We start from the raw sequence: 22,907 nt of genomic DNA, 5'->3' as shown, positions 1-22,907 counted from the left end.
GCAGCGCGCCGATTCCTGAGGTGAGGAGCGCGGGAGAGCGAAGCCGACCGGAATGACGAGGGAAGAGATCGCAGATGAGCGCGTGGACCGCCGGGCGGCGGACGCGGCCGGAGATCGTCGGCCCGGCGGGTTCCGTGAAGCTTTCATACTGAGGGGGTGACGGAATACGGGACCCTCGTGCTGGCCGGAGCCCCCATCGGGCAGGCGGGCGACGCCTCACCACGGCTGCGGGCCGCCCTGGAGAGCGCCGACGTGATCGCCGCCGAGGACACCCGGCGGCTGCGACGGCTCGCCCACGACATCGAGGCGGAGATCACCGGACGGGTCGTCTCCTACTACGAGCAGAACGAGATCGCGCGGGCCAAGGAGCTGCTCGGTCACCTGCTCGAAGGACAGAAGGTGCTGGTCATCACCGATGCGGGCATGCCGGGAGTTTCCGACCCCGGCTACCGGCTGACCCGGCTCGCGGTCGACGCGGGGGTGCGGGTGACCGCGCTGGCCGGCCCGTCGGCCGTCACCACGGCCCTGGCCATCTCCGGGCTGCCCAGCGACCGGTTCTGCTTCGAGGGGTTCCTGCCGCGCAAGGCCGGCGACCGGAGCAGGCGGCTGGAGAAGCTGGCCGACGAGGAGCGCACGATGGTGTTCTTCGAGGCGCCCCACCGGCTGGAGGCCTCGCTCCTGGCGATGGCCGAGGCGTTCGGGGACGACCGGTCCGCGGCCGTGTGCCGCGAGCTGACCAAGACGTATGAAGAGGTGCGGCGCGGCGGCCTCGCCGAACTCGCCGCGGGGGCTCCCGGGGCCAAGGGCGAGATCACGATCGTGGTGACCGGGGCGGTGCCGAAGGAGATCGCTGTGGACGATCTTCTCGGCGAGGTCGCCCGGCTGGAGGCGACCGGGGTGACCCGCAAACAGGCGATCAGCGACGTGGCCAGAGACGCGGGCGTCTCCAAACGGGACCTTTACAACGCGGTGCATTCGAGCGGGTGATCTTCACGGCGCGACGGGTTCCGCCGCGAGAGGTTCTTCCTGCGCTCGCTTCCTGGGAAGCCGCGCGTTCCGCAGCGTGATCGCCGCCGCCAGGCACGCCAGCGGCACCGCCGGGAGCAGGTAGCGGTAGTCGAACTCGGCCGTGGCCGCCGGGGCGAGCACCAGGCCGACCGCGCCGAGCCACGGCAGCAGCACCGGGCCGCCGAGGGTGCGCCAGCGCTGGACGACACCTGCCAGGCCCACCAGCACGAGCAGGCCGAGGATGGTGCCGGGGAGCCGGATCACCGACTGGTAGCTCATCATGAACGTCGAGAAGGGGGCGACCTTGACGGTGGCGGCCTCGCCGTTCTCGTAGCGCGTGGCGTCGCCGTTGGTCGTGCCCCGGTAGGAGCTCCATTGGGGGAGTTTGGTGGTGGTGTTGTTGCTGAATTCGTACAGAAGGAAGGTTTTCGGGTCGGGGAACGTGGGGCGGCCCCACTGGAAGGCGCGGAAGAAGTCTTTGGCGACGGCGCCCAGATAGTCGAGCGGCTGGGCCATGATCGCGCGCTTGGCGAACTCGCTCGCGATGCGGTTGGTCTCGGCGTCGAACTTGCGGCCCGCGCCGAAGACATGGAGCTGGTTCTCGTTGTCCCACCACAGGTAGTACTGCGCCGAGTTCTTGCGCTCGGTCACCGGCGTGTTGATGCAGAGCAGCGCCAGGTCGAGGTCGGCGCGCGGGTCGAGGCCCATCTTGTCGCAGTCGGCCCACAGCGCCGTGCGCATGTAGAGGATCACGCCATCGCTCTGTGTCATCGCGAACGGGCCGTTGACCGCTTTGAACCAGCCCATGTAGCCGACGACCGGGATCGCGCACGCCGCCAGCATGGCCACGACCGGCTTCCAGCCGACCCGCTTGATCAGGATGAACGCCACCACCAGCGCCAGGATCGGCAGGCCGATGCTGCGGGTCAGCGCGGTCAGCGCGAGCAGGCCGCCGACGGCCGCGCCGACCTGCCAGGTCATCGAGCGGTGCCAGAGCACCAGCGTGATCACCCCGGTGACCAGCAGGATGAACATGGCGTCGCTCATGATCAGCGTCTCGAGCTGGATCTGGTAGGCGTCGAACAGCACCGGGACGGTGGCCAGAGTCGCCGCCCACCCGGCCATGGCGAACCTTTTGACCAGCAGCGCATAGATCAACCCGGCCGTTGCCAGGCCCATCAGGTGTTGCGTGAGGACAACAAAGCTGAAGCTGTGAAAAGGTCGGAGCAGCAGCAGCCAGAAGGCATAGCCATCCGGTCTGATCGGATGGGGCCTCGGGTGGAGCGCGACCGACACGTAGTCGTAGGAGTCGTTGAACCACATCGCCGGGCCGAAGCCGAGCATCGCGACGAGCCGCAGGAGCGCGCCGACCGCGAGCGCGGCGGCGAACCAGCGATGATTGCGCAGCGTGACGACGAGACGCTCCTTCCAGGTGACCTGGGGGGCGCCTGTGACGGCGGGTTCCGCGACCGCGACCATGGTTACAGAATGCCAGGGGTTTTCGGGACTTGACCCGCCCCCCTATGGGCAGACGGCATCATGGTCTGATTCATGACCGGCGATCACAGGTGTAAACGGCAGGGGTAACGAACGTGGAACTGACAGTGGTCATGCCGTGCCTCAACGAGGCGGAGACCGTGGAGGTATGCGTCCGCAAGGCCCTGGCCTGCATGCGCGAGAACGGGATCGACGGCGAAGTGGTGATCGCCGACAACGGCAGCACCGACGGATCGCAGCAACTGGCCCGCGACGCGGGCGCCCGTGTGGTCCACATCGACCAGAAGGGCTACGGCAACGCCCTGATCGGCGGCATCCGCGCGGCGCGCGGCAAATACGTGATCATGGGCGACGCCGACGACTCCTACGACTTCACCAACCTCATGCCGTTCGTCGAGGAGCTCCGCAAGGGCGGCGAACTGGTGATGGGCAACCGCTTCAGGGGCGGCATCGCCCCGGGCGCCATGCCCCCGCTGCACCGCTACCTGGGCAACCCCGTCTTGTCGTTCGTGGGTCGGCTGTTCTTCCCGAGCGCCATCCAGGACTTCCACTGCGGCCTGCGCGGCTTCCGCCGTGACTCGATCCTCAACCTGGGTCTGCAGACCGGCGGCATGGAGTTCGCCTCCGAGATGGTCGTCAAGGCCACCCTGCAGGGCCTCGACGTGCGCGAGGTGCCGACGACCCTGGCGCCCGACGGCCGCTCCCGCCCGCCGCACCTGCGCTCCTGGCGCGACGGCTGGCGTCACCTGCGCTTCCTGCTCCTCTACAGCCCGCGCTGGCTGTTCTTCATCCCGGGCCTGGCCCTGATGATCTTCGGTCTCATCGTCGGCACGGCGCTGACCTTCGGCCAGGTGCGCATCGGCGAGCTCGCCTTCGACGTCGACACCCTCGTGGGCGCCTCGGCGATGGTGGTGATCGGCTTCCAGGCCGTGCTGTTCGCCCTGTTCACCAAGGTGTTCGCGGCCGAAGAGGGCTTCCTGCCAGAGTCGCCACGCATCAAGAAGCTGATCGACATCGTCACCCTCGAACGCGGCCTCATCATCGGCGGCCTGCTGGCGGTCGCCGGTCTGGCCGGCCTGGTCGCCTCGCTGGCCCACTGGGGCGATCGGGGCTTCGGTGAACTGATCCCGGCCGAGTCGCTGCGCCTGGTCGTGCCGTCGGCGACCGCGTTCATCATGAGCTTCCAGACGATCTTCGCATCGCTGTTCATCTCGATCCTGGGCATCCGCCGCTCGCGCGAGACCCCGGCCGACATCGCCGCCTCCGCCGCGGAGGAAGCCGCCGAGGCAGTGAATAAGCAGCCGACGCTGTAGTCCGATGCCTCTAGGCTTGAGGCATGTCTCAGCACATCTTGACCGCCGTCGCGTGGCCCTACGCCAACGGGCCACGCCACATCGGGCACGTCTCCGGGTTCGGCGTGCCGTCCGACGTCTTCAGCCGCTACCAGCGGATGGCGGGCAACAAGGTGCTGATGGTCTCCGGCACCGACGAGCACGGCACGCCGATCCAGGTCCAGGCCGACAAAGAGGGCGTCACCGCCCGTGAACTCGCCGACCGCTACAACCGGGTCATCGCCGAGGACCTGACGGCCCTCGGCCTCTCCTACGACCTGTTCACCCGCACGACCACGCTCAACCACTACGCCGTCGCCCAGGAGATCTTCCTCGGGCTGCACAAGAACGGCTACATCTTCCCGAAGACCACGATGGGCGCGGTCTCGCCGACCACCGGCCGCACCCTGCCCGACCGCTACATCGAGGGCACCTGCCCGATCTGCGGTTACGACGGCGCGCGGGGCGACCAGTGCGACAACTGCGGCAACCAGCTCGACCCGATCGAGCTGATCAACCCCAAGTCGAAGATCAACGGCGAGACGCCGAAGTTCATCGAGACCGAACACTTCATGCTCGACCTGCCCGCCTTCGCCGACGCGCTCGGCACCTGGCTGCAGGGCAAGCAGGGCGAGTGGCGGCCCAACGTGCTGAAGTTCTCGCTCAACCTGCTGGGCGACCTGCAGCCCCGGGCGATCAGCCGCGACATCGACTGGGGCGTGCCGATCCCGCTCGACGGCTGGAGCGACCGCAACGACAAGCGCCTCTACGTCTGGTTCGACGCGGTCATCGGCTACCTGAGCGCCTCGGTCGAGTGGGCCCGCCGGTCGGGCGACCCCGACGCGTGGCGCGCCTGGTGGCAGAACCCCGACGCCCGTGGCTACTACTTCATGGGCAAGGACAACATCGTCTTCCACTCCGAGATCTGGCCGGCCATGCTGCTCGGCTACAACGGAGAAGGCACCCGTGGCGGCGAGGCGGGCTCGCTGGGCCGCCTCGACCTGCCCAAGGAAGTGGTGTCGAGCGAGTTCCTGACCATGGAGGGCAGGAAGTTCTCCTCCTCGCGGTCGGTCGTCATCTACGTGCGCGACTTCCTGGAGCGCTACTCCGCCGACGCCCTGCGCTACTACATCGCGGTCGCCGGCCCCGAGAACCAGGACACCGACTTCACCTGGTCGGAGTTCCTCAACCGCAACAACGGCGAGCTGGTCGCGGCCTGGGGCAACCTGGTCAACCGGTCGATCTCGATGGCCTCCAAGAACTTCGGCAAGGTCCCCGACGCGGTCGACCTGACCGACGCCGACCGGGCGCTGCTCGAACGCTCCCGCAACGCCTTCCCCGCCGTGGGCGCCGAGCTCGGCCGCTCGCGGTTCAAGAACGCGGTCACCGAGGCGTTCGACGTGGTCCGCGACGCCAACCGCTACCTGGCCGAGCAGGAGCCCTGGAAGATCAAGGACGACGACGTGCGCCAGGGCACGATCCTGCACGTCGCGCTCCAGGTCGTCGACGACGCCAAGACGCTGCTCACGCCGTTCCTGCCCAACTCGTCCAACAAGATCCACGAGATGCTCGGCGGCCAGGGCGTCTGGTCCGGCATGCCGGAGATCCGCGAGGTCGACGAGCCGGGTGGCCGCTCCTACCCGGTCATCACCGGCGACTACAACGACAGCGCCCGCTGGGAGCACAAGCCGATCCAGTCGGGCACCCCGCTGGCCCCGCCGAAGCCGCTGTTCGCCAAGCTCGACCCCAAGATCGTCGATGAGGAACTGGGTCGCCTGGAGGGCGACAAGTAATGTCCGTCCCGTTGCCCGAGGCGCTCGGCGCCGACGTGTTCGACAGCCACTGCCACCTCGACATCATGGTCGGGGAGCGCAAGGCGTCATCGGGTGACCCCGTCGCCCTGGCCGCCGAGGCGGCCGGGGCGAGCGTGGATCGCATCGTCGAAGAGGCCAGGTCGGTCGGGGTGACCCGCCTGGTCACGATCGGTTACGACCTGCGCAGCTCCGAATGGGGCGCCGAGATCGCCCGCGACCACGAGGCCGTTCACGCCGGCGTGGCGATCCACCCCAACGAGGCCCACGCGGCGACGCCGGAGGTGCTCGGCCAGATCGAGGCCCTGGCCCGTCTTCCTCACGTACGAGCCGTCGGCGAGACCGGCCTCGACTTCTTCCGCGACTGGGCGTCGAAGGACGACCAGCACGCGTCGTTCCGGGCCCACATCGAGATCGCCAAGCGCACCGGCAAGGCACTGGTCATCCACGACCGCGACGCCCACGACGCGGTGCTCGACGTGCTCGACTCCGAGGGCGCCCCTGACGTGGTCGTCTTCCACAGCTACTCGGGCGACGCCGAGATGGCCAAGCGCTGCGTCGCGGCGGGCTACTACATGTCGTTCTCCGGCCCCGTCACCTACAAGAACGCCGCCTACCTGCGAGAAGCCGCCAGGGTCGCACCGCCGTCGCTGATCCTGGTCGAGACTGACGCGCCCTACCTGCCGCCGACCCCGCACCGGGGCAAACCCAACGCGCCCTACCTGATCCCGCTGACACTGCGCTGCCTGGCCCAGGTGAAGGACATGGCGCCGGAGGCGCTGGCCGAGATCATTAACGTGAACGGCCCGCGCGTTTTCGGTGATTGGTAATGCAATGTCACGATACGGTGTGAGTTGACCATGGCGGCTCCGGAAGGACGCATCCGTGCATACCCCGACATTGGAGAGCCCCGCGCGGGAGCGCGAGACGGGCAGCCAACTGTCGGGCTGGGAACACCCGGTCGAGAAACCCGCTGAGGCGCCGTCCCGGCTGATGGTCTTCGTCCGCCCGTGGCTGGCGGTGCTGTGCGCGGCCGCGCTGGGGGCCGCCGTCGGAGTGGTGGCCGGGTTCGGGCTGGCGCGGGGGATCACCCTCGACGTCGACGGGAAACTCACCACCCACCGGTCGTTCGCGACCGACGTGCGAGGAGCCCTCGAAAGCGCCGGCGTCGCCTACGACAAGCGCGACATGGTCTCGCCGCCCCCGCCGACGGAGATCGACGACGGCATGACGATCGTGGTCCGCCACGCCCGCCCGCTGACGCTGAACCTCGACGGCACGTCGAGCACCCACATGACCGTGGCCCTGAACGTCCAGGACGCGCTCGAAGAACTCAAGATGAACCCCAGCAAGCTGCAACTGTCGACGACCCGGCTGCGCCAGATCCCGGTCGAGGGCTTCAAGCTCAGCGTGCGGACCCAGCGCAGCGTGACGATCGTGGCCGGCACCATGCGCATCAAGACGACGACCACCGGGCGGACCGTCAAAGAGGTCCTGCAGGAGTCGAACATCGAACTCGGCGAGGGCGACACGGTCTCACCCGGCCTGTCGACGTTCCCTCCCGAAGACACGGTCATCCGCGTCAAGCCCGGACTGCCACCGCACACCATCCCGATCTCAGCCGACGTCGCGGCGCTCAACTGGGACGCGCTGGCGCGATGCGAGTCCGGGGGCGACGCGAAGCGGGTGCCCGGCGGGCTCTACCGGTTCAGCCTCACGATGTGGCGGGCGGTCGGCGGCGAGAAACGCCCGATCGACTGGCGGAAGGCCGAACAGACGTACCGGGCGCAGCTGCTCTACCAGCGACTGGCGGGCGACTGGAAGCGCGCCTGGTCGAAGTGCGGCAGCCAGCTTTAGCGCTCTGCATGGCCGAGAGGTGGCGGTCGGTGAACCCATGCCGCCGGATGTTTCCGGTTACTTGACGACATGGCCGTAGTCGACCGACTGGATGGGCGCGTTGGTCCCCGCTGCGGTGAAGACCGCGCCCACTCCGTCGCGGTCAGGAGCGCCGATCAGCAGGCCTGATGGGCCGTCGGCGGTCAGGGACCAGCCGTAGCGCTGGCCCGGCTGGGGTGGGACCGGGAGCGCGGCCACGGTTCCGTCGACGGTGCTCGTGTGTACGCCACCCATCGCCCCCTTCGTATAAGGGTGGCCCATGGCGACCTTGCCGTCGGCCGTGAAGGCCACCGCCCAGCCGAGACCTGTCGTGCCGGGGGCCGTGATGGTCCGGGTCGGGGTGAGGTCGGCCCAGAGCTGGACCATGCCCGCGTCCTGGTCACCGGCCAGGGGAGCGCCCGCGGCCAGATAGGACTTCCCGCCGATCCTGGTCGTCGCGAGGGACCAGCCGAACCGGTTGCCCGATTCCTCCGGGACGGCGGTGGTGGCCTGGCCCAGGTCCCACTTCCTGGTCGTGTACGGCGCTCCCGACAGCACGTCCTGGATCACGACCACCGTGCCGGCGTCGACGATGCCGCTGGCCACCTGGAGACCGGTGCCGTCGTTGTCCTCATAGGGCACGCCGACCGCCAGGTCCGGGCGGGCGGGATCGCCGTGGAAGGCCAGCGACCAGCCCCACATGTCGCCGACCTCACCGTTGCCGATCATGCCGTCGGACTCCTGGTCGAGGCGGGTCCGCCCCTGCGGGGTGAAGAGGTGCACCGCGCCGGAGTCGGTCACCGAGTCGTCGGCGTGGGGTTCGCCGACCGCCAGCACCGTCCCGCCGGGCAGGTCGGCGGCCGCCAGGGACCAGCCGAAATGGGCGTCCTTCTGCGGCTGCTCGGCGGTCACGGTCTGGACGCCGCCCGTACCGAACACATAGACCTCCCCGTGGTCGTCGTCGCCCGCGTAGGGCGCGCCGACGATGACGTCGAGACAGGGATCGCCGTCGACGTGGGCGGTGGCCACGGCCCAGCCGAACCCGGTCTTCGTGTCGTCGCCCGGAGCCCTGAGGGTCCGGCCGCCGAACGTGACGGTCTCGGCGAAGGGGTCGCCTACGGCGTGGGTCGTGGCGGGGCAGGGGGTGGCGGAGGCCGTACCGGAAAAGGGAAGCGCGGTGCCGAGCAGGAGAACGGCGAGCAGCCGGGTCATAGAGCTACCTCCAGTCCGCCGCCGAACTGGAGCCGGGCGGGGCTGCGGTCGTCGGGGAGATCGAACACGAGCATGCCGTCGGAGCGCCCACCCGGACGCAGCCCGCTCGGCAGCGGTGTGGACAGCCGGTGGGGCTGGTGGGTGACGCCCGAGTCGTCGAGCAGGACCGGCGCGGCGGCGATCGCGGCCAGCTCGCCACCGGTGTTGACCATGCTCCACGGGATCACGCAGAACGCACCCGCTGAGGCCGTGACCCCTTCGAAGTCCTGGAGACCGCACTGCGGATCCCGGGTGACGACCAGGTCGACCCCGAACCCCGCGCCGACGGTGACCCGCTTGGCGACATCGCCGTCGGCGGCCTGCTGAGCGGCGATCTGGACGGCGGTGCGCGGCGCGTTGTCACCGGACACGATGAGCACGCCGACCGAAACGACGAAGGCGGCGAAGACGACGACGGCCGCGATCAGCCAACGGTCGGAACGCGACCGCGGCGGCCTGACCAGAGGGACCTCGTCGAGAGGCGCGCCGCTTTCCGCGTCGGAGATCGCCGCGGTCGACGCGTCGGCGCTTGACGCCGGAGCGGCGGAGGCGGTTACCGGCTCGCCGGAGGCCGCGCCGCCATCCGCGGCGGCGAAGACGGCAGTGCGATCGATCCGCGGAACGTCAGAAGTGGCGATTTCGCCGGAAGCCCCGTCCTTGTCGACGGCGGCGAAGGCACCGGTGCGGTCGGCCGGTTCGCTGGTATCGGCGCCCTTGTCTGTGGGAGCGAAGGCAGCGGTGCGATCGGCTCGCTGACCGGAGTTCGGAACCTGATCAGCTGAGGCGAGGACGGCAGTGCGGTCGGCCCGCTCATCAGAGCTCGGAATCTCGTCAGCGGCGGCGAGGACCGCAGTGCGGTCAGCCCGCTCATGGGAGCTCGGAACCTGCTCAGCGGAAGCGAGAACGGCGATGCGGTCGGCTCGTTCGCCGGAGCCTGGAACATGGTCAGCAGCGAGATCTGCGGGTTCGGCGGAACTGGCGCCCTGGTCAGCGGCGGTCTGCTCGGCAGAGTCGGCGGAGTTAGTCGCCTTGCCGGAGGTGGGTTCGCCGGTGTCGGTGCCCTTGTCCGTGGTGGCGAAGGTCGCGGTGCGGTCGGCCCGCTCACCTGAATCCGAAGCTTGGTCGGCAGGTTCGGCGGAACCGGTCGCCTTGTCGGAGGCGCGGTCGGCGGGTTCTCTGGAGCCCGTCCCCCCGCCGGTGACGGCGAAGGTGGTGGTGCGGTCTGCCTGTTCGTCGGAGTCCGGGTCGTCGGAGGTGAAGGCGGCGGCGCGGTCGGCTCGTTCGCCGGAGTCCGGAGCCTGATCAGCAACGGCCACCTCGATGGCTGAGGGCGCTTCCTCGGAAGGTGGCGGGTCGGCTGGGCCGTCCTCGGGTTCGTCGGCGGGGAAGGTCTCCTGCAGCGTCCGGTTGAGTTCTTCGACCGGCATCAGCGGTTCCGCCCGGGGTGTTTCCGGGGCGCGGGCCGAGACCGGGGGGAGGGCGCCGCCGACCAGGGCGATCAGCAGGTCCTGGGCGGTGGGGCGGCGGGTGGGGTCGGGGTCGGTCGCCTGCTTGACCAGGTCGTTCAGAGGTGAGGGCAGGGAGCCCAGGTCCGGGCGGCCGTTCAGGACGCGGGCCGCCAGGGTCATCATGTTGCCCTGGCCATACGGGTGCCGGCCGGTGCCGGCGTAGGCGACCAGGCAGCCCCAGGCGAAGATGTCGGTCCACGGGGTGACCGGTTCGCCGCGCACCTGCTCGGGCGCCCACCAGCCGGGGCTGCCCAGGAGCTCTCCGGCCTGGGTGAAGTCGTGGGAGGCGTCCAGTGCGCGGGCGATGCCGAAGTCGATCACCCGGGGGCCGGACAGGGACAGCATCACGTTCGCCGGTTTCAGGTCGCGGTGCACCAGCCCGGCCACGTGGATGGCGGCGAGCGCCGCGGCCACGCCCAGGGCCACACCGTGGAGCGGTCCCGCGTCGAGGGGGCCCGATTCGGTGATCTGCCTGTTCAGGGGTGTGCCGGCGATGTATTCGGTCACCATGTACGGCCGGCCGTCGGCGGTGTTCCCGTTGTCGAGCACCTGCGCCGTGCAGAACGACGCCACCTTCCGCGCGTTCTCGACCTCCCCGTGGAAGCGCGCCGCGAAGGCGTCGTCGGCCAGCGTGGAGCGGACCACCTTCAGGGCGACCAGCCGCTCGCCCGCGGTCGCCAGGTAGACCGTTCCCATGCCGCCCTCGCCCAGGCGGCCCAGGAGCCGGTACGTGCCGATCTCGGGGGGATCGTCGGGGCGGAGCGGCGTGGCGCCGGTCGGTTGCATCTGAGGGCTCTCCTACGGCCTGCGCGTATTCATAAGGTTCATATGGAGTTCGGGGCAAACGCCAGCATGGATTGCCCACCTCGGCCGCGAACAGGTAAATCGACGCGTTCGGATGCCCGACACTGGTTGCATGAGTCTGCTCGGGCCCGTTGAGGTGCGCACGCTTGCGGAGAAACTGAACATCCGGCCCACCAAGAAGCTCGGGCAGAACTTCGTGATCGACGGCGGCACCGTCCGCAAGATCGTCCGGGTCGCGGAGCTCAGCGAAGACGACGTCGTCATCGAGGTGGGGCCGGGGCTCGGGTCGCTGACGCTCGCACTGCTGTCTGAGGTCGCCGAGGTCGTCGCGGTCGAGATCGACCCGGTGCTGGCGCGGCAGCTCCCCGAGACGGTCACGATCATGCTGCCCGAATACTCCGACCGGCTGCGGGTCGTGCTGGGCGACGCCCTGCGCATCACCCCCGGCGATCTGCCGTCGCGGCCGACCGCGCTGGTCGCCAACCTGCCCTACAACGTCTCGGTCCCGGTCGTGCTGCACCTGCTGCAGATCCTGCCCGAGCTGCGCCGGGGCCTGGTCATGGTGCAGGCCGAGGTCGCCGACCGGCTGGCCGCGCGGCCCGGGTCGCGGGTCTACGGGATCCCTTCGGTCAAGGCGGCCTGGTACGCCGACGTCCGCCGCGCGGGGCCCGTCGGGCGCAACGTCTTCTGGCCGGCGCCCAACGTCGACTCCGGCCTCGTCTCTCTCGTCCGTCGTGAGCCCCCCACCACCACCGCCACCAGGGAGGCCGTGTTCGCGGCCATCGACGCCGCGTTCGCCCAGCGGCGCAAGACCCTGCGCGCCGCCCTGGCGGGCTGGGCCGGTTCCCCGGCGGCGGCCGAAGAGGCGCTCGTCAAGGCGGGGGTCGACCCGAAGGCGCGGGGCGAGCAGCTCGACGTGGCCGCTTTCGCCCGGATCGCCGAACATCGCCGCTAGGCTCCCGTCACGTGATTACCGTGCGTGTGCCCGCCAAGGTCAATCTTCAGCTCTCCGTCGGCCCGATCCGCGACGACGGATTCCACGACCTCGTCAACGTCTTCCACGCCGTCTCGCTGTTCGACGAGGTCACGGCGTCGGAGTCAGACCGGGTCGAAGTGGTCTGCGACCACGCCGACGTGCCGCTCGGCGACGACAACCTGGCCGTGCGGGCCGCTCACGCGCTCGCGCCGGGCCGGGGGGTGCGGCTGGAGATCGTCAAGAACATCCCGATCGCGGGCGGCATGGCCGGGGGCAGCGCCGACGCCGCCGCCGCGCTCGTCGCCTGCAACGCCCTGTGGAACCTGGGCAGGACGACCGAAGAGCTGATGGAGATCGGCGGCACGCTCGGCAGCGACGTGCCGTTCGCGCTGCTCGGCGGCACCGCGGTCGGCACCGGCAAGGGGGAGCACCTGACCCCGGTCGAGACGTCGGGCGTCTACCACTGGGTGTTCGCGCTGGCCGACGGCGGGCTGTCCACGCCGAAGGTCTACGGCGAGTGCGACCGCATCAGGGAGGCCACCGGCGAGCAGGTCGTCTGGCCGACGCTGAGCGAATCCCTCACCAAGGCGCTGGCCGACGGCAACGCCGAAGCCCTCGGCGCGTCGCTGGTGAACGACCTTCAGCCCGCCGCCATCATGCTGCGCCGTTCGCTGCACCGCACCCTCGACGAGGGCCGTGAGCTGGGCGCTCTCGGCGCGCTCGTCTCGGGTTCCGGGCCGACGTGCGCGTTCCTGGCCGAGAGCGAGATGCACGCCCGCGAGCTCGTGGTCTCACTTAGGGGCTCCGGGGTGTGCCGCGACGCGGTGACCGCTCACGGACCGGTCCCGGGAGCCGCGATCGTCTAGATAGGCTTGGGAGGCGATGAATCTGGTCAATCTTGAATCCGTCTCCCATGCCTTCGGCCCCAAACCGCTGCTCAAAGGGGTGTCGCTCGGGGTCGAAGCGGGCGAGCGCATCGGTGTCGTCGGGCGCAACGGTGGCGGTAAGACCACCCTGGTCTCGATCATCGCCGGTGAGCTGACGCCCGACAGCGGCCGGGTCACCCACACGCGCGGGATGCGCGTCGGGGTGCTCGCCCAGCGTGATCTCTTCGATCCCGACATGTCGATCCGCGACATCGTGCTCGGCCGGCAGGCCGAACACGAGTGGGCCGGCGACGCGCAGGTTCGTGAGATCCTCGCCAACCTGCTCGGCGACCTCGACCTGGCGTCCAAGGCGGGCGCGCTGTCCGGTGGCGAACGCCGCCGCACCGCGCTGGCGAAGCTGCTCATCGAGCAACACGATCTGATCGTGCTCGACGAGCCCACCAACCACCTCGACATCGAGGCGATCGCCTGGCTGGCCGGGCATCTGTCCGCGCGCAAGTCGGCGCTCCTCGTCGTCACCCACGATCGCTGGTTCCTCGACGCCGTCTCCACCCGCACCTGGGAGGTCGTCGACGAGTCCGTCGAACGCTACGAGGGCGGTTACGCCGCTTTCGTCCTCGCCAAGGCCGAACGGGCGCGCATCGCCCAGGTCTCGGAGGAGCGGCGGCAGAACCTGATGCGCAAGGAGATCGCCTGGCTGCGGCGCGGCCCGCCCGCCCGCACGTCCAAGCCGAAGTTCCGCATCAACGCCGCCGAGGCGCTGATCGCCGACGTGCCGCCGGCACGTGAGACCGTCGAACTGCTCAGGTTCGCGACCGCGCGCCTCGGCAAGACGGTGTACGACCTGGAGAACGTCACCCTCCACGCCGGTGGCCCCGGCACGGGTCCGCTGGTGCTCGACCAGTGCACCTGGCAGTTCGGCCCCGGCGACCGCATCGGCCTGATCGGCGTCAACGGGTCGGGCAAGTCGACGGTGCTGCGGCTGCTGTCCGGCTCGGTCGTGCCCGACGAGGGCCGGCTGGTCCAGGGCCGCACGGTCAAGCTGGCCCACCTGTCGCAGGAGATCGCCGAACTCGACCCCACCCGGCGTGTGCTGGAGACGGTCGAGGAGGTGCGCAAGTACATCACCGTCGGCAAGAAGGAGTGGACCGCCTCCCAGCTGCTCGAACGCCTCGGCTTCAAGGGCGACGCGCAGTGGAAGGTCGTCGGCGACCTGTCCGGTGGCGAGCGGCGGCGGCTCCAGCTGCTGCGGCTCATCATGGACGAACCCAACGTGCTCCTGCTCGACGAGCCCACCAACGACCTCGACATCGAGACGCTGACCGAGCTCGAAGACCTGCTCGACGGCTGGCCCGGCACCCTCGTCGTGGTCAGCCACGACCGCTACTTCCTGGAGCGGGTCTCCGACCGCACGGTCGCGCTGCTGGGCGACGGCCGGCTGTCGATGCTCCCCGGCGGGGTCGACGAATATCTGGAGCGCCGCGCCGCCGGAACCGCCGTGTCGGCCCGCGCGGCCGAAGCGACGCCTGTGGCCGTCGAGGAGCCTGGGGAGAAGAAGGTCTCCCAGAAGGAACTGCGTGAGCTCCAGAAGGAACTGAGCCGCTTGGAGCGTCAGCTGGACAAGCTGTCCGAGCGCGAGGCCAAGGTCCACGCCCAGATGGCCGAGGCGGCCAGCGACTTCGAGAAGCTGGGCAAGCTCGACGCCGAACTCCGCGACCTCGGGACCCAGAAAGAGGCGACCGAGCTCGAGTGGATGGAGCTGGCGGAGCGTATTGCCGACTAGCGCTTCCTGAAAAGTCCCTGAAAAGGAGAAGAGCCCGGTTGGCCGACCGGGCTCTTTCCTTTTGCTTCAGATGACTTGGGGCACCAACCGAGTCATCTCGGCATTGCGATGGGGAAGATTAGACGATCTTCCCGGACCAGAGAGCCGCCGCCACCTTGTAGACGCCGAAGGTCTCACCGTCGAAGTACGGGGAAACCGAGGTGTCGTAGCGCTTGTTGCCGTCGGTGTCAGCGACACCGATGGTCACGCCGTTGAGGTAGCCGAGACGACGGGCGCTCTTGTACTGCGACAGCCACGACGAGCCCAGCGAGCCCTCGCCCGTGAAGGACGACTTGACCCCGATGATCTCTTCGGCCTTGATGTCAGCGGCCTTCGCCGCGAACGTCTTGCCGTAGCTCCACTTCAGGGTGTGGCCGGTGTAGGCGTGGTTGCCGTCCGGGTGCTTCCCGCTCGGGTAGCCGAAGACGTAGACGCTCTGGCCGACCTTCTGGTTGTACGCCAGACCCTGGCCACCGACGTTGTCACCGAGGCGACCGACGTCCTTGAGGCCGATCGACAGCACCTTGCCGGTGACGACGTAGTCCACGTCGTACTTGACCCAGTACGTGTGCTTGTAGAACTTCTTCGAGGCGCCTTCGCCCTCGGTGTAGAAGAAGGACTTGCCGTCCTTCGACTCGCCGTTCGGGCCGGCCTGGTGGTACGACTTGGCCTGGTTGTACTCGGTCTCGTTCGCGTAGGTCTTGCGGTCCACGCCGGTGAACGGCTTGAACGGACCCGGGTAGTCGGCGTTGTTCGCGTTGGTGCCACCGACGTTCTTGAAGGTGGTACGCGTCACGTAGGTCTGAGCGACCTCCGAGCCCGGGCGGTCCGGACCGATCTTGGTGGTGTCAACCACCTTCTCGATCTTGAGGTGCGACCAGCCGGTGGTCTTGTCGTTCTTCAGCTCGTCGAGCTTCTTCTCGGCATACCACTTCGTGTCGTACTTCTTCTCGTAGTCCTTGTCGTAAGACGCGGCCACGGGAAGGACGCCGTTGTACACGTTGACGAACGCGTAGTTGCGGTCGCCGTCCTCGTACACGTCGAAGTCGTAGTGGGTGAAGGCCTGCTTGCCGACGTAGATGCCCCACGGGGTCTTGCCCTGGTAGTAACCGGGGATGAAGACCCACTTGTCGAGGGTGGCCTTGTTGGACGTCGTGTCGTAGACACAGTGTCCAGCAGTGGCGACGAGGTTCTTGTACGCGCTCTGGAGCGAGGTGCCGGTGCACCAGTGCGGGTTGCCGTCGGCGCCAATGAAGAACACCTTGCCCGTGGTCTTGGGCAGGTTGACGTTCTTCGAGGTGCTGGCGACCTTCTTCTCGTCACCGATCGCGGGCACGACGCCAGGCTTCGTGTCGGCGGTGGGACCACCGGTCGACACGTGCTTGCCGACGACCTGCGTCTCGACGTTGTACGGGGTGGCGCCGATCAGGTTGGCTTTCGCCTCGCCGTACCAGAAGGCCGCGACCTGCTGGGCAGCGATGTTGGTGCTGGCAAGGCTGTCGCTGGCGACATCGCCAGCGGCCTGTGCCGGGGCGGCAACGACCGCGGAGGCAAGCAGCCCCGCGCTCAGACCGCCCAGAATGAACGTGCGCTTCATGTGGATCTCCCCAGGTCTGTCGTGGGACGTCACTTGCGCCCCATGCGTCAGTAAAGGAACGATCAGAAAGCTATAAGACGGAATGAAGGTGTGAAAGCAAAAGGACCAACTGCCTGAGGCGGCTGGGATGTTGGAAGTTGCTGCAAACCTGTGGGATTCCTGTGAAGATTCCGTTATTTCCGCTGATCGAGGGGTATGCCGATCAGTCACCCTGTGGATCGATCCACCTGAGGGGTGTGACATAAATCACACAGGGTTCAGGGGAACCAGATGGTGGGTTAACCCCGTCTTAGTCCGTCACACCTACGCGGAGTCGGACGTGTCGAAGGGCACCAGAAGGGTCCGCAGCAGCCCCGAGAGGTCGAGTTGCTGCTGCCGGCCGAGGGCGGCGAGCAGCTCCTGTTCCCGCCTGAGCAGGTCGGCGAAGGCCGCGTCCACGCGACTGAGGCCGTTGGCGGTCAGCCGCACCAGCACGCCGCGCCGGTCGTCGGGGTCGGGGTTGCGGGTGACGAGCCCGGCGGCGGTCAGCCGGTCGATGCGGTTCGTCATCGTCCCGGACGTCACCAAAGTGGCCCGCAGCAACGCGCCCGGACTCATCACATAAGGCGCGCCGGCCCTGCGCAGCGCCGTGAGCACGTCGAACTCCCACGGCTCCAGCCCGTGTTCGGCGAAGGACGCCCGCCTGGCCCGCTCCAGGTGCCGGCTCAGCCGCGACACGCGGCTCAGCACCTGCAACGGCGTCACGTCGAGGTCGGGGCGCTCCTGCCGCCAGGCCGCGACAAGCCGGTCGACCTCATCCTCGGCTGAGCTCATGGATGACGAGTCTAGCTTTTCTTGACGTCAAGACATCTCTCTTGATATCAAGTATCTCTATGTCGAGAGATAACTTCGTGCCGGAGGCGCGGCCATGACCACGTGGGACCCCACCGTCTACGGGCGGTACGCCGACGAGCGTTCCCGCCCGTTCTACGAGCTCACCGGCCGGATCGCGGCCGAGAACCCCAGTCACGTCGTCGACCTGGGCTGTGGCACCGGTGAGCTGACCGTGTCGCTGGCCCGGCGCTGGCCGGACGCCCGCGTCCACGGCATCGACTCCTCGCCGGAGATGATCGCCAAGGCCCCGGAAGGCGCCACTTTCGAGGTCGCCGACGTGCGTGACTGGCGGCCCGCCGAGCCGGTCGACGTGATCGTGTCGAACGCGCTGCTCCAGTGGGTGCCCGAGCACCGCGAGCTGCTCACCCGCTGGGCCGGGGAGCTGAACCCGGGCGGCTGGCTGGCGTTCCAGGTGCCGGGGAACTTCACCGCGCCCAGCCATCAGGTCGTCCGCGAGCTCTGCCAGAGCTCCGAATGGGCCTCCGAGCTGGCCGACCTCGCCTGGCGCGACCCGGTCGACGACGCCGGGGAGTATCTGGAGCTGCTGTCCGGCGCGGGCCTGACGGTCGACGCGTGGGAGACCACCTATATACACGTGCTCCCCGGCGACGACGCGGTGCTCCGCTGGGTCACCGGAACCGCGCTGCGGCCCATGCTGACCCGGCTGGACCCGGAGCGCCGCGAGGCGTTCCTCGCCGACGCCGGGCGGGTGCTCGGCGAGGCCTATCCCCGGCGTGACTACGGCACCCCATTCCCCTTCCGCCGCATATTCGCGGTCGCGCACAAATGATCACCGGCATTCACCACGCGCAACTCGCCACCCCTCCCGGCCGCGAAGACGAATTGCGCGCCTTCTATTGCGGGCGTCTCGGTATGACCGAGATCACCAAGCCGGCGGAATTGGCCAAGCGCGGGGGCGCGTGGTTCGGTGGAGGAGGTGTCGAGCTTCATCTCGGTGTCGAGGAGGGCTTCCGGGCCGCCAGGAAGGCGCACTTGGCGCTGCTGGTCCGGGACCTGGACGAGATCCTCGCGCTCTTCCCCGAGGCCGAGATCGACCGGCTGCTGCCCGGATACCTGCGGTGTTACGTACATGATCCCGTGGGGAATCGTCTAGAACTTCTCCAGCCCGTGTCTCGATAGGCGATTTGTTCACCTTCAGGTGGCATCATGGCCGCAATTCGGCAGTGTCACGTTTACCTGGAGGTGCTAGTGGCGATCGAGATCGAGGACAAGTTCGATGTCCAAGACGAGTTCGTGGTGCCCGATCTACTCGGCGTCAAAGGCATCTCGGCATCCAGTGGGCCCAAGTCCCACCAGCTCGTGGCCATCTACTTTGACACTCCCGATCTGCGCCTCGCCGCGCGGGGCATCACCCTGCGGCGGCGCCGCGGCGGCGACGACTCCGGCTGGCACCTGAAACTGCCGAAATCCGCCGGTGTACGGCAGGAGATCCAGCTCCCGCTCACCCGCAGTGCCAAGATCGTCCCGCCCACGCTGGCCGAGCAGGTGCTCGTCTACACCCGGGGCCAGGCACTCGTCCCCGTCGCCGAACTCGACACGAAGCGGGCGGTGACCAAGTTGCTCGACGCCGAGGAGCAGGTGCTCGCCGAGGTCGCCGACGACCGTGTCAAGGGCACGGTCTACGGCGAGACGACCCGCGTCGAACGGTGGCGCGAGGTCGAGGTCGAGCTCGTCAAGGGTGACGAGGCGCTGCTGAAGCGGGTGGGCAAGCGCGTCATCAAGGCGGGGGCGGCTACCGGCGGCTCCGCGAACAAATTGGGCCGCCTCTTGGGCGAAGCCGTACCGAAACTTCCCCAGTCGCCTGCCGAGGGGACGGTCGGCGCCGCGGTTTTCGCCTACCTGCGCCGGCAGACCGACGCGCTGATCGCCCAGGACGGCCGGGTGCGGCGGGCGGAGGACGAGGCCGTGCACAAGGCGCGGGTGGCCTGCCGGCGGATGCGCAGCGCGTTCAAGTCGTTCTCCTCGATCGTCACCGAGACGGACACGCTCCAGGAGGAGCTGCGCTGGCTCGGCGAGGTGCTCGGCGAGGTGCGCGACCTGGAGGTCATCCAGGCCCGCTTCGGCCGGGAGCTCGACGGGCTCGACGGCCACCTGATCGTCGGTCCGGTCCGGGCCCGTCTCCTCGACGACCTCAAGCACCAGGAGGAGGCGGGGTACGAGCGCATCCGCGAGGCGATGAACGGCGAGCGCTACTTCGCCCTGCTCGACGCGCTCGACGCGCCCTACTCCTTCACCGGCAAGGCCACCCGGGAGTCCGGTTCCGAGCTGGCCAAGATCGTGACCAAGGAGTGGCACCGGGTCGAGAAGAAGCACGAGACCGCGCAGAGCATCGAAGACGCGCACGAGCGCGAGATCGCCATGCACGACGTGCGCAAGGCCGCCAAGCGGGCCCGCTACACGGCGGAGGCCGCCGGGTTCGCCGACGAGGCCGCCCGCGCCGAGGCGATCCAGGAGGCGCTGGGCCTCTACCAGGACGGCGTGGTCGCCCAGGAGACCTTGGAGAAGGAGGCCGCCAAGGCCCGCGAGGCCGGCGAGGACACCTTCACCTATGGCGTGCTGGCCGGCCTGGAGCGGGCCGCCGCCGACCGGGCCCGCGCCAAGTTCCCCAAGTTGTGGGCCAAGCTCACGTCGTGACGTAGCGGTCGACGCTGATCAGGTCGCCGTCGGCGTGATGGAGGACGGCGAACCCGCCCTTGCGCAGGTGGGTGTCGCCGATCCGGCCGTCGCACAGGGCGGTGAGCAGGTCGGGAAGGACCTTGCCGTGGCTGCAGACCGCCGTCGGCTCGGTCAGTTTCCGGACCAGCCGGAGGGTGTCCTTCGGGTCGTAGCCGGGTTCGGAGAGCAGTTTCTCCTTGCGGATCGACAGGCCCGCGGCCGCGGCGTAGGGCTTGAGCGTCTGGGTGCACCTTCTGCTGGGGGAGCTGACCAGGATCTGCGGCGCGTACGCCGTCAGCGCCTGGGCGACCACCTCGGCCTGGGCCGTGCCGTCGGAGTCGAGCGGACGCCGGTCGTCGTGGCCCTTCCAGTCGGAGCGGCTGCCCGCCAGGCCGTGCCGCACCAGGATCAGCGGCACCGTCACCAGCGGGGCCGCCGTCAGCGCCCTGAGCAGGCCCGCGTCCCACTCGTAGGTCAGCCGCCGCCGGGCTTCGTCGAGCGGGAGCCAGACCAGCTGGTCGACCTCGTCGACCGCGGTGAGCTCCCCCTCCGCGCGGACCCGCGCGGCCCAGTAGTCGACCCGCTTGAGGCGGCCGTCCTTCAGATAGTGGACGGGCGGCAGCGAACGGCCCAGGACGACCGACAGGCCGGTCTCCTCCTGGACCTCGCGCAGCGCGCCGGCGATGACGTGTTCGCCGGATTTGAGCTTGCCCTTCGGGAACGACCAGTCGTCGTACTTGGGCCGGTGCACGAGCGCGACCTCGGGGGAGGTCTCGTCGCCGCGCCAGATGACGGCGCCGGCGGCGTGGATCACGTCGGTCATTTGCCGTCGTCCACGGTTCGCCAGCGTCGTGTGCCGATGAGGTGCTGCTGAAGATCGGCGCCGCCACTTTGGCGAAGCCAACGGCCATCTGAGGTGAGCCACCATGTGTCCGTCCCGTCGGAGAACGCGCGGTCGAGCAGGTCGGCGATGTATGACCGGTGCTGCGCGCCGGTCACCTTCACCAGGGCCTCCACCCTTCGGTCGAGGTTGCGGCGCATGAGGTCTGCGCTGCCGATCCACATCTCGGGCCGCCGTCCGCCGCCGAACTCGTAGATGCGGGAGTGCTCCAGGAAGCGCCCCAGAAGACTTCTGACCCTGATCGTCTCGGACAAACCCGGGACTCCGGGCATGAGCGTGCAGATGCCGCGAACCCACAGGTCGATCGGCACACCGGCCTGCGAGGCGCGGTAGAGCGCGTCGATCACGGGTTCGTCGACCAGGGAGTTGGTCTTGATCCGGATCCGCGCCGGCCGGCCCGCCTTGTGGTGGGCGATCTCCCGGTCGATGCGGGCCAGCAGGCCGTGCCGCAGCGAGTGGGGCGCCACCAGCAGCCGCCGGTACGCCGAGTGGTTGGAGTAGCCGGTCAGGTGCATGAACAGGTCGGTGACGTCCTCGCCGACGAGGGGGTCGGCGGTGAGCAGGCCGAAGTCCTCGTACATGCGGGCGGTCTTGGGGTTGTAGTTGCCGGTGCCGATGTGGCAGTAGCGGCGCAGTTCGCCGCTCTGTTCCTGGCGGACGACCAGGGCCAGCTTGCAGTGGGTCTTCAGGCCGAGCACGCCGTAGACGACGTGGCAGCCGGCCTTCTCCAGTTTCCTGGCCCACGAGATGTTGGCGTGCTCGTCGAACCTGGCCTTGATCTCGACGACGACCACGACCTGCTTGCCCGCCTCGGCCGCGTCGATCAGGGAGTCCACGATGGGGGAGTTGCCGGAGGTCCGGTAGAGCGTCTGCTTGATCGCCAGCACCGCGGGGTCGGCCGCCGCCTGCTCGATGAACCGGCCCACGCTGGTGGAGAAGCTGTCGTACGGGTGGTGCAGCAGGATGTCCCGCTCGCGCAGCATCGCGAAGATGTCGTCGTCGGCGTGGATCACCTCGGACGGCACGAACGGCCGGTAGCTGAGCTCGCCCCGGTTGTGGGTCGGCCCGAGGTCGGCGATCGTGTGCAGGCCCGACAGGTCGAGCGGCCCCGGCACCCGGTAGATCTCGTGGTCGGCCACGCCCAGCTCTTCGACCAGCAGTTCCAGCACCTCGGGCGAGATGGTGTCCTCGACCTCGATGCGGACCGGCGAACCGAACCTGCGGCGGCGCAGTTCGCGCTCCAGCGCCTGCATGAGGTTCTCGGTGACGTCCTCGTCGACGTCGAGGTCCTCGTTGCGGGTGACCCGGAAGACGTGGTTCTGGACGATCTCCATGCCCTTGAAGAGCGTGCCGAGGTGGGCCGCGATGACGTCTTCGAGCGGGACGAACCGGTCGTTCGCCAGTTTCACGAACCGGGGGAGCTGCGGGGGCACCTTCACCCGGGCGAACACCGTGTTGCCGTTGACGGGGTTGCGGACGGTGACCGCCAGGTTCAGCGAAAGCCCGGAGATATTGGGAAACGGGTGGGACGGGTCGACGGCCAGCGGCGTCAGCACCGGCCGGATCCGCTCCCGGAACAACTTCCGCATCACGGTGCGCTCGTCACGCCCGAGATCGGCCCAGCGGACGATCTTGATGCCCTTCTCCACCAGCTCGGGCACGATCGTCTTGTGGAACAGTGCGGAGTGGCGCTGCACCAGGACGTTGGCGATCCCGTTGATGCGCTCCAACTCTTCACTGGGTTTGAGTCCGCTCTGCGCTCTCAGCAGCAGTCCGGTGGCCATCCGCCGTTTCAGGCCCGCGACCCGCACCATGAAGAATTCGTCCAGGTTGCTCGCGAAGATCGCCAGGAACCTCACCCGTTCGAGCAGGGGGATCTTGGGGTCCTCGGCGAGTTCGAGCACACGTTCGTTGAACTGGAGCCAGCTCTCCTCTCGGTTGAGGAATCGTTCGAGAGGGAGGGGTAGCTCCTCCGGGGAGACGGACGCGGTAATTTCGGCGGACATGTCCCGAATATGCCCGAGTTTGTTGAACGACGTGTTAACTACCTCGCAACGAAATCGTTAGCTCGAGCCGAGTCTGCCTCGGGA

General features: G+C 68.8%; 18 protein-coding genes. 11 read left to right on the top strand and 7 right to left on the bottom strand.

Annotated elements, in window-relative coordinates:
• Positions 1-156 precede the first annotated feature (156 nt).
• The gene (gene rsmI / locus AW272_RS29175) at positions 157-987 is read left to right on the top strand and encodes a 16S rRNA (cytidine(1402)-2'-O)-methyltransferase (RefSeq protein ID WP_066371845.1); all 831 of its coding nucleotides are present in this window, start codon (positions 157-159) and stop codon (positions 985-987) included.
• A gap of 3 nt (positions 988-990) precedes the next feature.
• Here rsmI and AW272_RS29170 read toward each other — a convergent pair whose 3' ends face one another.
• Positions 991-2,487, bottom strand: a complete 1,497-nt coding sequence (locus AW272_RS29170) for a hypothetical protein (protein WP_066371843.1) — start codon at positions 2,485-2,487, stop codon at positions 991-993.
• 113 nt (positions 2,488-2,600) lie between these two features.
• Here AW272_RS29170 and AW272_RS29165 point away from each other — a divergent pair, with 113 nt between their 5' ends.
• From AW272_RS29165 to AW272_RS29150, 4 genes are read left to right on the top strand one after another with little or no spacing between them, the layout of a single operon-like run.
• A complete protein-coding gene (locus AW272_RS29165) occupies positions 2,601-3,818 on the top strand; it encodes a glycosyltransferase family 2 protein (protein WP_066371841.1) in 1,218 nt (405 codons plus the stop codon).
• 23 nt (positions 3,819-3,841) lie between these two features.
• Entirely contained in the window at positions 3,842-5,629 is a 1,788-nt protein-coding gene (gene metG / locus AW272_RS29160; protein WP_066371839.1) for a methionine--tRNA ligase, read from the top strand.
• Positions 5,629-6,477 (top strand): TatD family hydrolase, encoded by an 849-nt coding sequence (locus AW272_RS29155; RefSeq protein ID WP_066371834.1) that lies wholly within the window; start codon positions 5,629-5,631, stop codon positions 6,475-6,477. The genes metG and AW272_RS29155 overlap by 1 nt, the downstream gene beginning before the upstream one ends.
• Positions 6,478-6,532: 55 nt before the next feature.
• On the top strand, positions 6,533-7,504 hold the full coding sequence (locus tag AW272_RS29150) for a resuscitation-promoting factor (RefSeq protein WP_157518859.1): 972 nt from the start codon (positions 6,533-6,535) through the stop codon (positions 7,502-7,504).
• A gap of 57 nt (positions 7,505-7,561) precedes the next feature.
• Here AW272_RS29150 and AW272_RS29145 read toward each other — a convergent pair whose 3' ends face one another.
• Positions 7,562-8,734: a hypothetical protein gene (locus tag AW272_RS29145; RefSeq protein WP_066371831.1), complete on the bottom strand. Its 1,173-nt coding sequence runs from the start codon at positions 8,732-8,734 to the stop codon at positions 7,562-7,564.
• On the bottom strand, positions 8,731-11,067 hold the full coding sequence (locus tag AW272_RS44550; protein WP_066371829.1) for a protein kinase domain-containing protein: 2,337 nt from the start codon (positions 11,065-11,067) through the stop codon (positions 8,731-8,733). The genes AW272_RS29145 and AW272_RS44550 overlap by 4 nt, the downstream gene beginning before the upstream one ends.
• A 130-nt stretch (positions 11,068-11,197) precedes the next feature.
• Here AW272_RS44550 and rsmA point away from each other — a divergent pair, with 130 nt between their 5' ends.
• Genes rsmA through AW272_RS29125 form a run of 3 tightly spaced genes read left to right on the top strand, consistent with a single transcriptional unit; the run spans position 11,198 to position 14,731 of the window.
• On the top strand, positions 11,198-12,040 hold the full coding sequence (gene rsmA / locus AW272_RS29135) for a 16S rRNA (adenine(1518)-N(6)/adenine(1519)-N(6))-dimethyltransferase RsmA (protein WP_083958773.1): 843 nt from the start codon (positions 11,198-11,200) through the stop codon (positions 12,038-12,040).
• A 14-nt stretch (positions 12,041-12,054) separates the two neighbouring features.
• Positions 12,055-12,927, top strand: coding sequence for a 4-(cytidine 5'-diphospho)-2-C-methyl-D-erythritol kinase (locus AW272_RS29130; RefSeq protein ID WP_083958785.1), 873 nt, complete (start codon positions 12,055-12,057; stop codon positions 12,925-12,927).
• 16 nt (positions 12,928-12,943) lie between these two features.
• A complete protein-coding gene (locus AW272_RS29125) occupies positions 12,944-14,731 on the top strand; it encodes an ABC-F family ATP-binding cassette domain-containing protein (protein ID WP_066371817.1) in 1,788 nt (595 codons plus the stop codon).
• A gap of 118 nt (positions 14,732-14,849) precedes the next feature.
• Here the strand turns inward: AW272_RS29125 and AW272_RS29120 are convergent, their stop codons facing one another.
• Together AW272_RS29120 and AW272_RS29115 are read right to left on the bottom strand one after the other, a co-directional pair.
• On the bottom strand, positions 14,850-16,367 hold the full coding sequence (locus AW272_RS29120) for a trypsin-like serine peptidase (protein WP_066371815.1): 1,518 nt from the start codon (positions 16,365-16,367) through the stop codon (positions 14,850-14,852).
• A 303-nt stretch (positions 16,368-16,670) separates the two neighbouring features.
• Positions 16,671-17,180 (bottom strand): MarR family winged helix-turn-helix transcriptional regulator, encoded by a 510-nt coding sequence (locus tag AW272_RS29115; protein WP_066371814.1) that lies wholly within the window; start codon positions 17,178-17,180, stop codon positions 16,671-16,673.
• Positions 17,181-17,274: 94 nt separating this feature from the next.
• Here AW272_RS29115 and AW272_RS29110 point away from each other — a divergent pair, with 94 nt between their 5' ends.
• The 3 genes from AW272_RS29110 to AW272_RS29100 all read left to right on the top strand — a co-directional run bounded on the left by AW272_RS29110 (position 17,275) and on the right by AW272_RS29100 (position 19,895).
• Positions 17,275-18,030, top strand: coding sequence for a trans-aconitate 2-methyltransferase (locus tag AW272_RS29110; RefSeq protein ID WP_066371812.1), 756 nt, complete (start codon positions 17,275-17,277; stop codon positions 18,028-18,030).
• Complete coding sequence (locus AW272_RS29105; RefSeq protein ID WP_066371810.1) at positions 18,027-18,380, top strand: VOC family protein; 354 nt, start codon at positions 18,027-18,029, stop codon at positions 18,378-18,380. Before AW272_RS29110 ends, AW272_RS29105 begins: the two co-directional genes overlap by 4 nt.
• 69 nt (positions 18,381-18,449) lie before the next feature.
• The gene (locus tag AW272_RS29100) at positions 18,450-19,895 is read left to right on the top strand and encodes a CYTH and CHAD domain-containing protein (RefSeq protein WP_083958772.1); all 1,446 of its coding nucleotides are present in this window, start codon (positions 18,450-18,452) and stop codon (positions 19,893-19,895) included.
• Here AW272_RS29100 and AW272_RS29095 read toward each other — a convergent pair.
• A complete protein-coding gene (locus tag AW272_RS29095) occupies positions 19,885-20,739 on the bottom strand; it encodes an NUDIX hydrolase (RefSeq protein ID WP_066371803.1) in 855 nt (284 codons plus the stop codon). The genes AW272_RS29100 and AW272_RS29095 overlap by 11 nt on opposite strands.
• Entirely contained in the window at positions 20,736-22,823 is a 2,088-nt protein-coding gene (locus AW272_RS29090) for an RNA degradosome polyphosphate kinase (RefSeq protein WP_066371801.1), read from the bottom strand. Before AW272_RS29090 ends, AW272_RS29095 begins: the two co-directional genes overlap by 4 nt.
• Positions 22,824-22,907: the final 84 nt, after the last annotated feature.

The sequence above is a fragment of the Herbidospora mongoliensis genome (genome assembly GCF_001570545.1).
In the GTDB taxonomy this organism is placed as follows: Bacteria; Actinomycetota; Actinomycetes; order Streptosporangiales; family Streptosporangiaceae; genus Herbidospora; species Herbidospora mongoliensis.
Note: the sequence above shows the minus strand (reverse complement) of the source record. Positions and strands in the feature narration are given on the sequence as shown.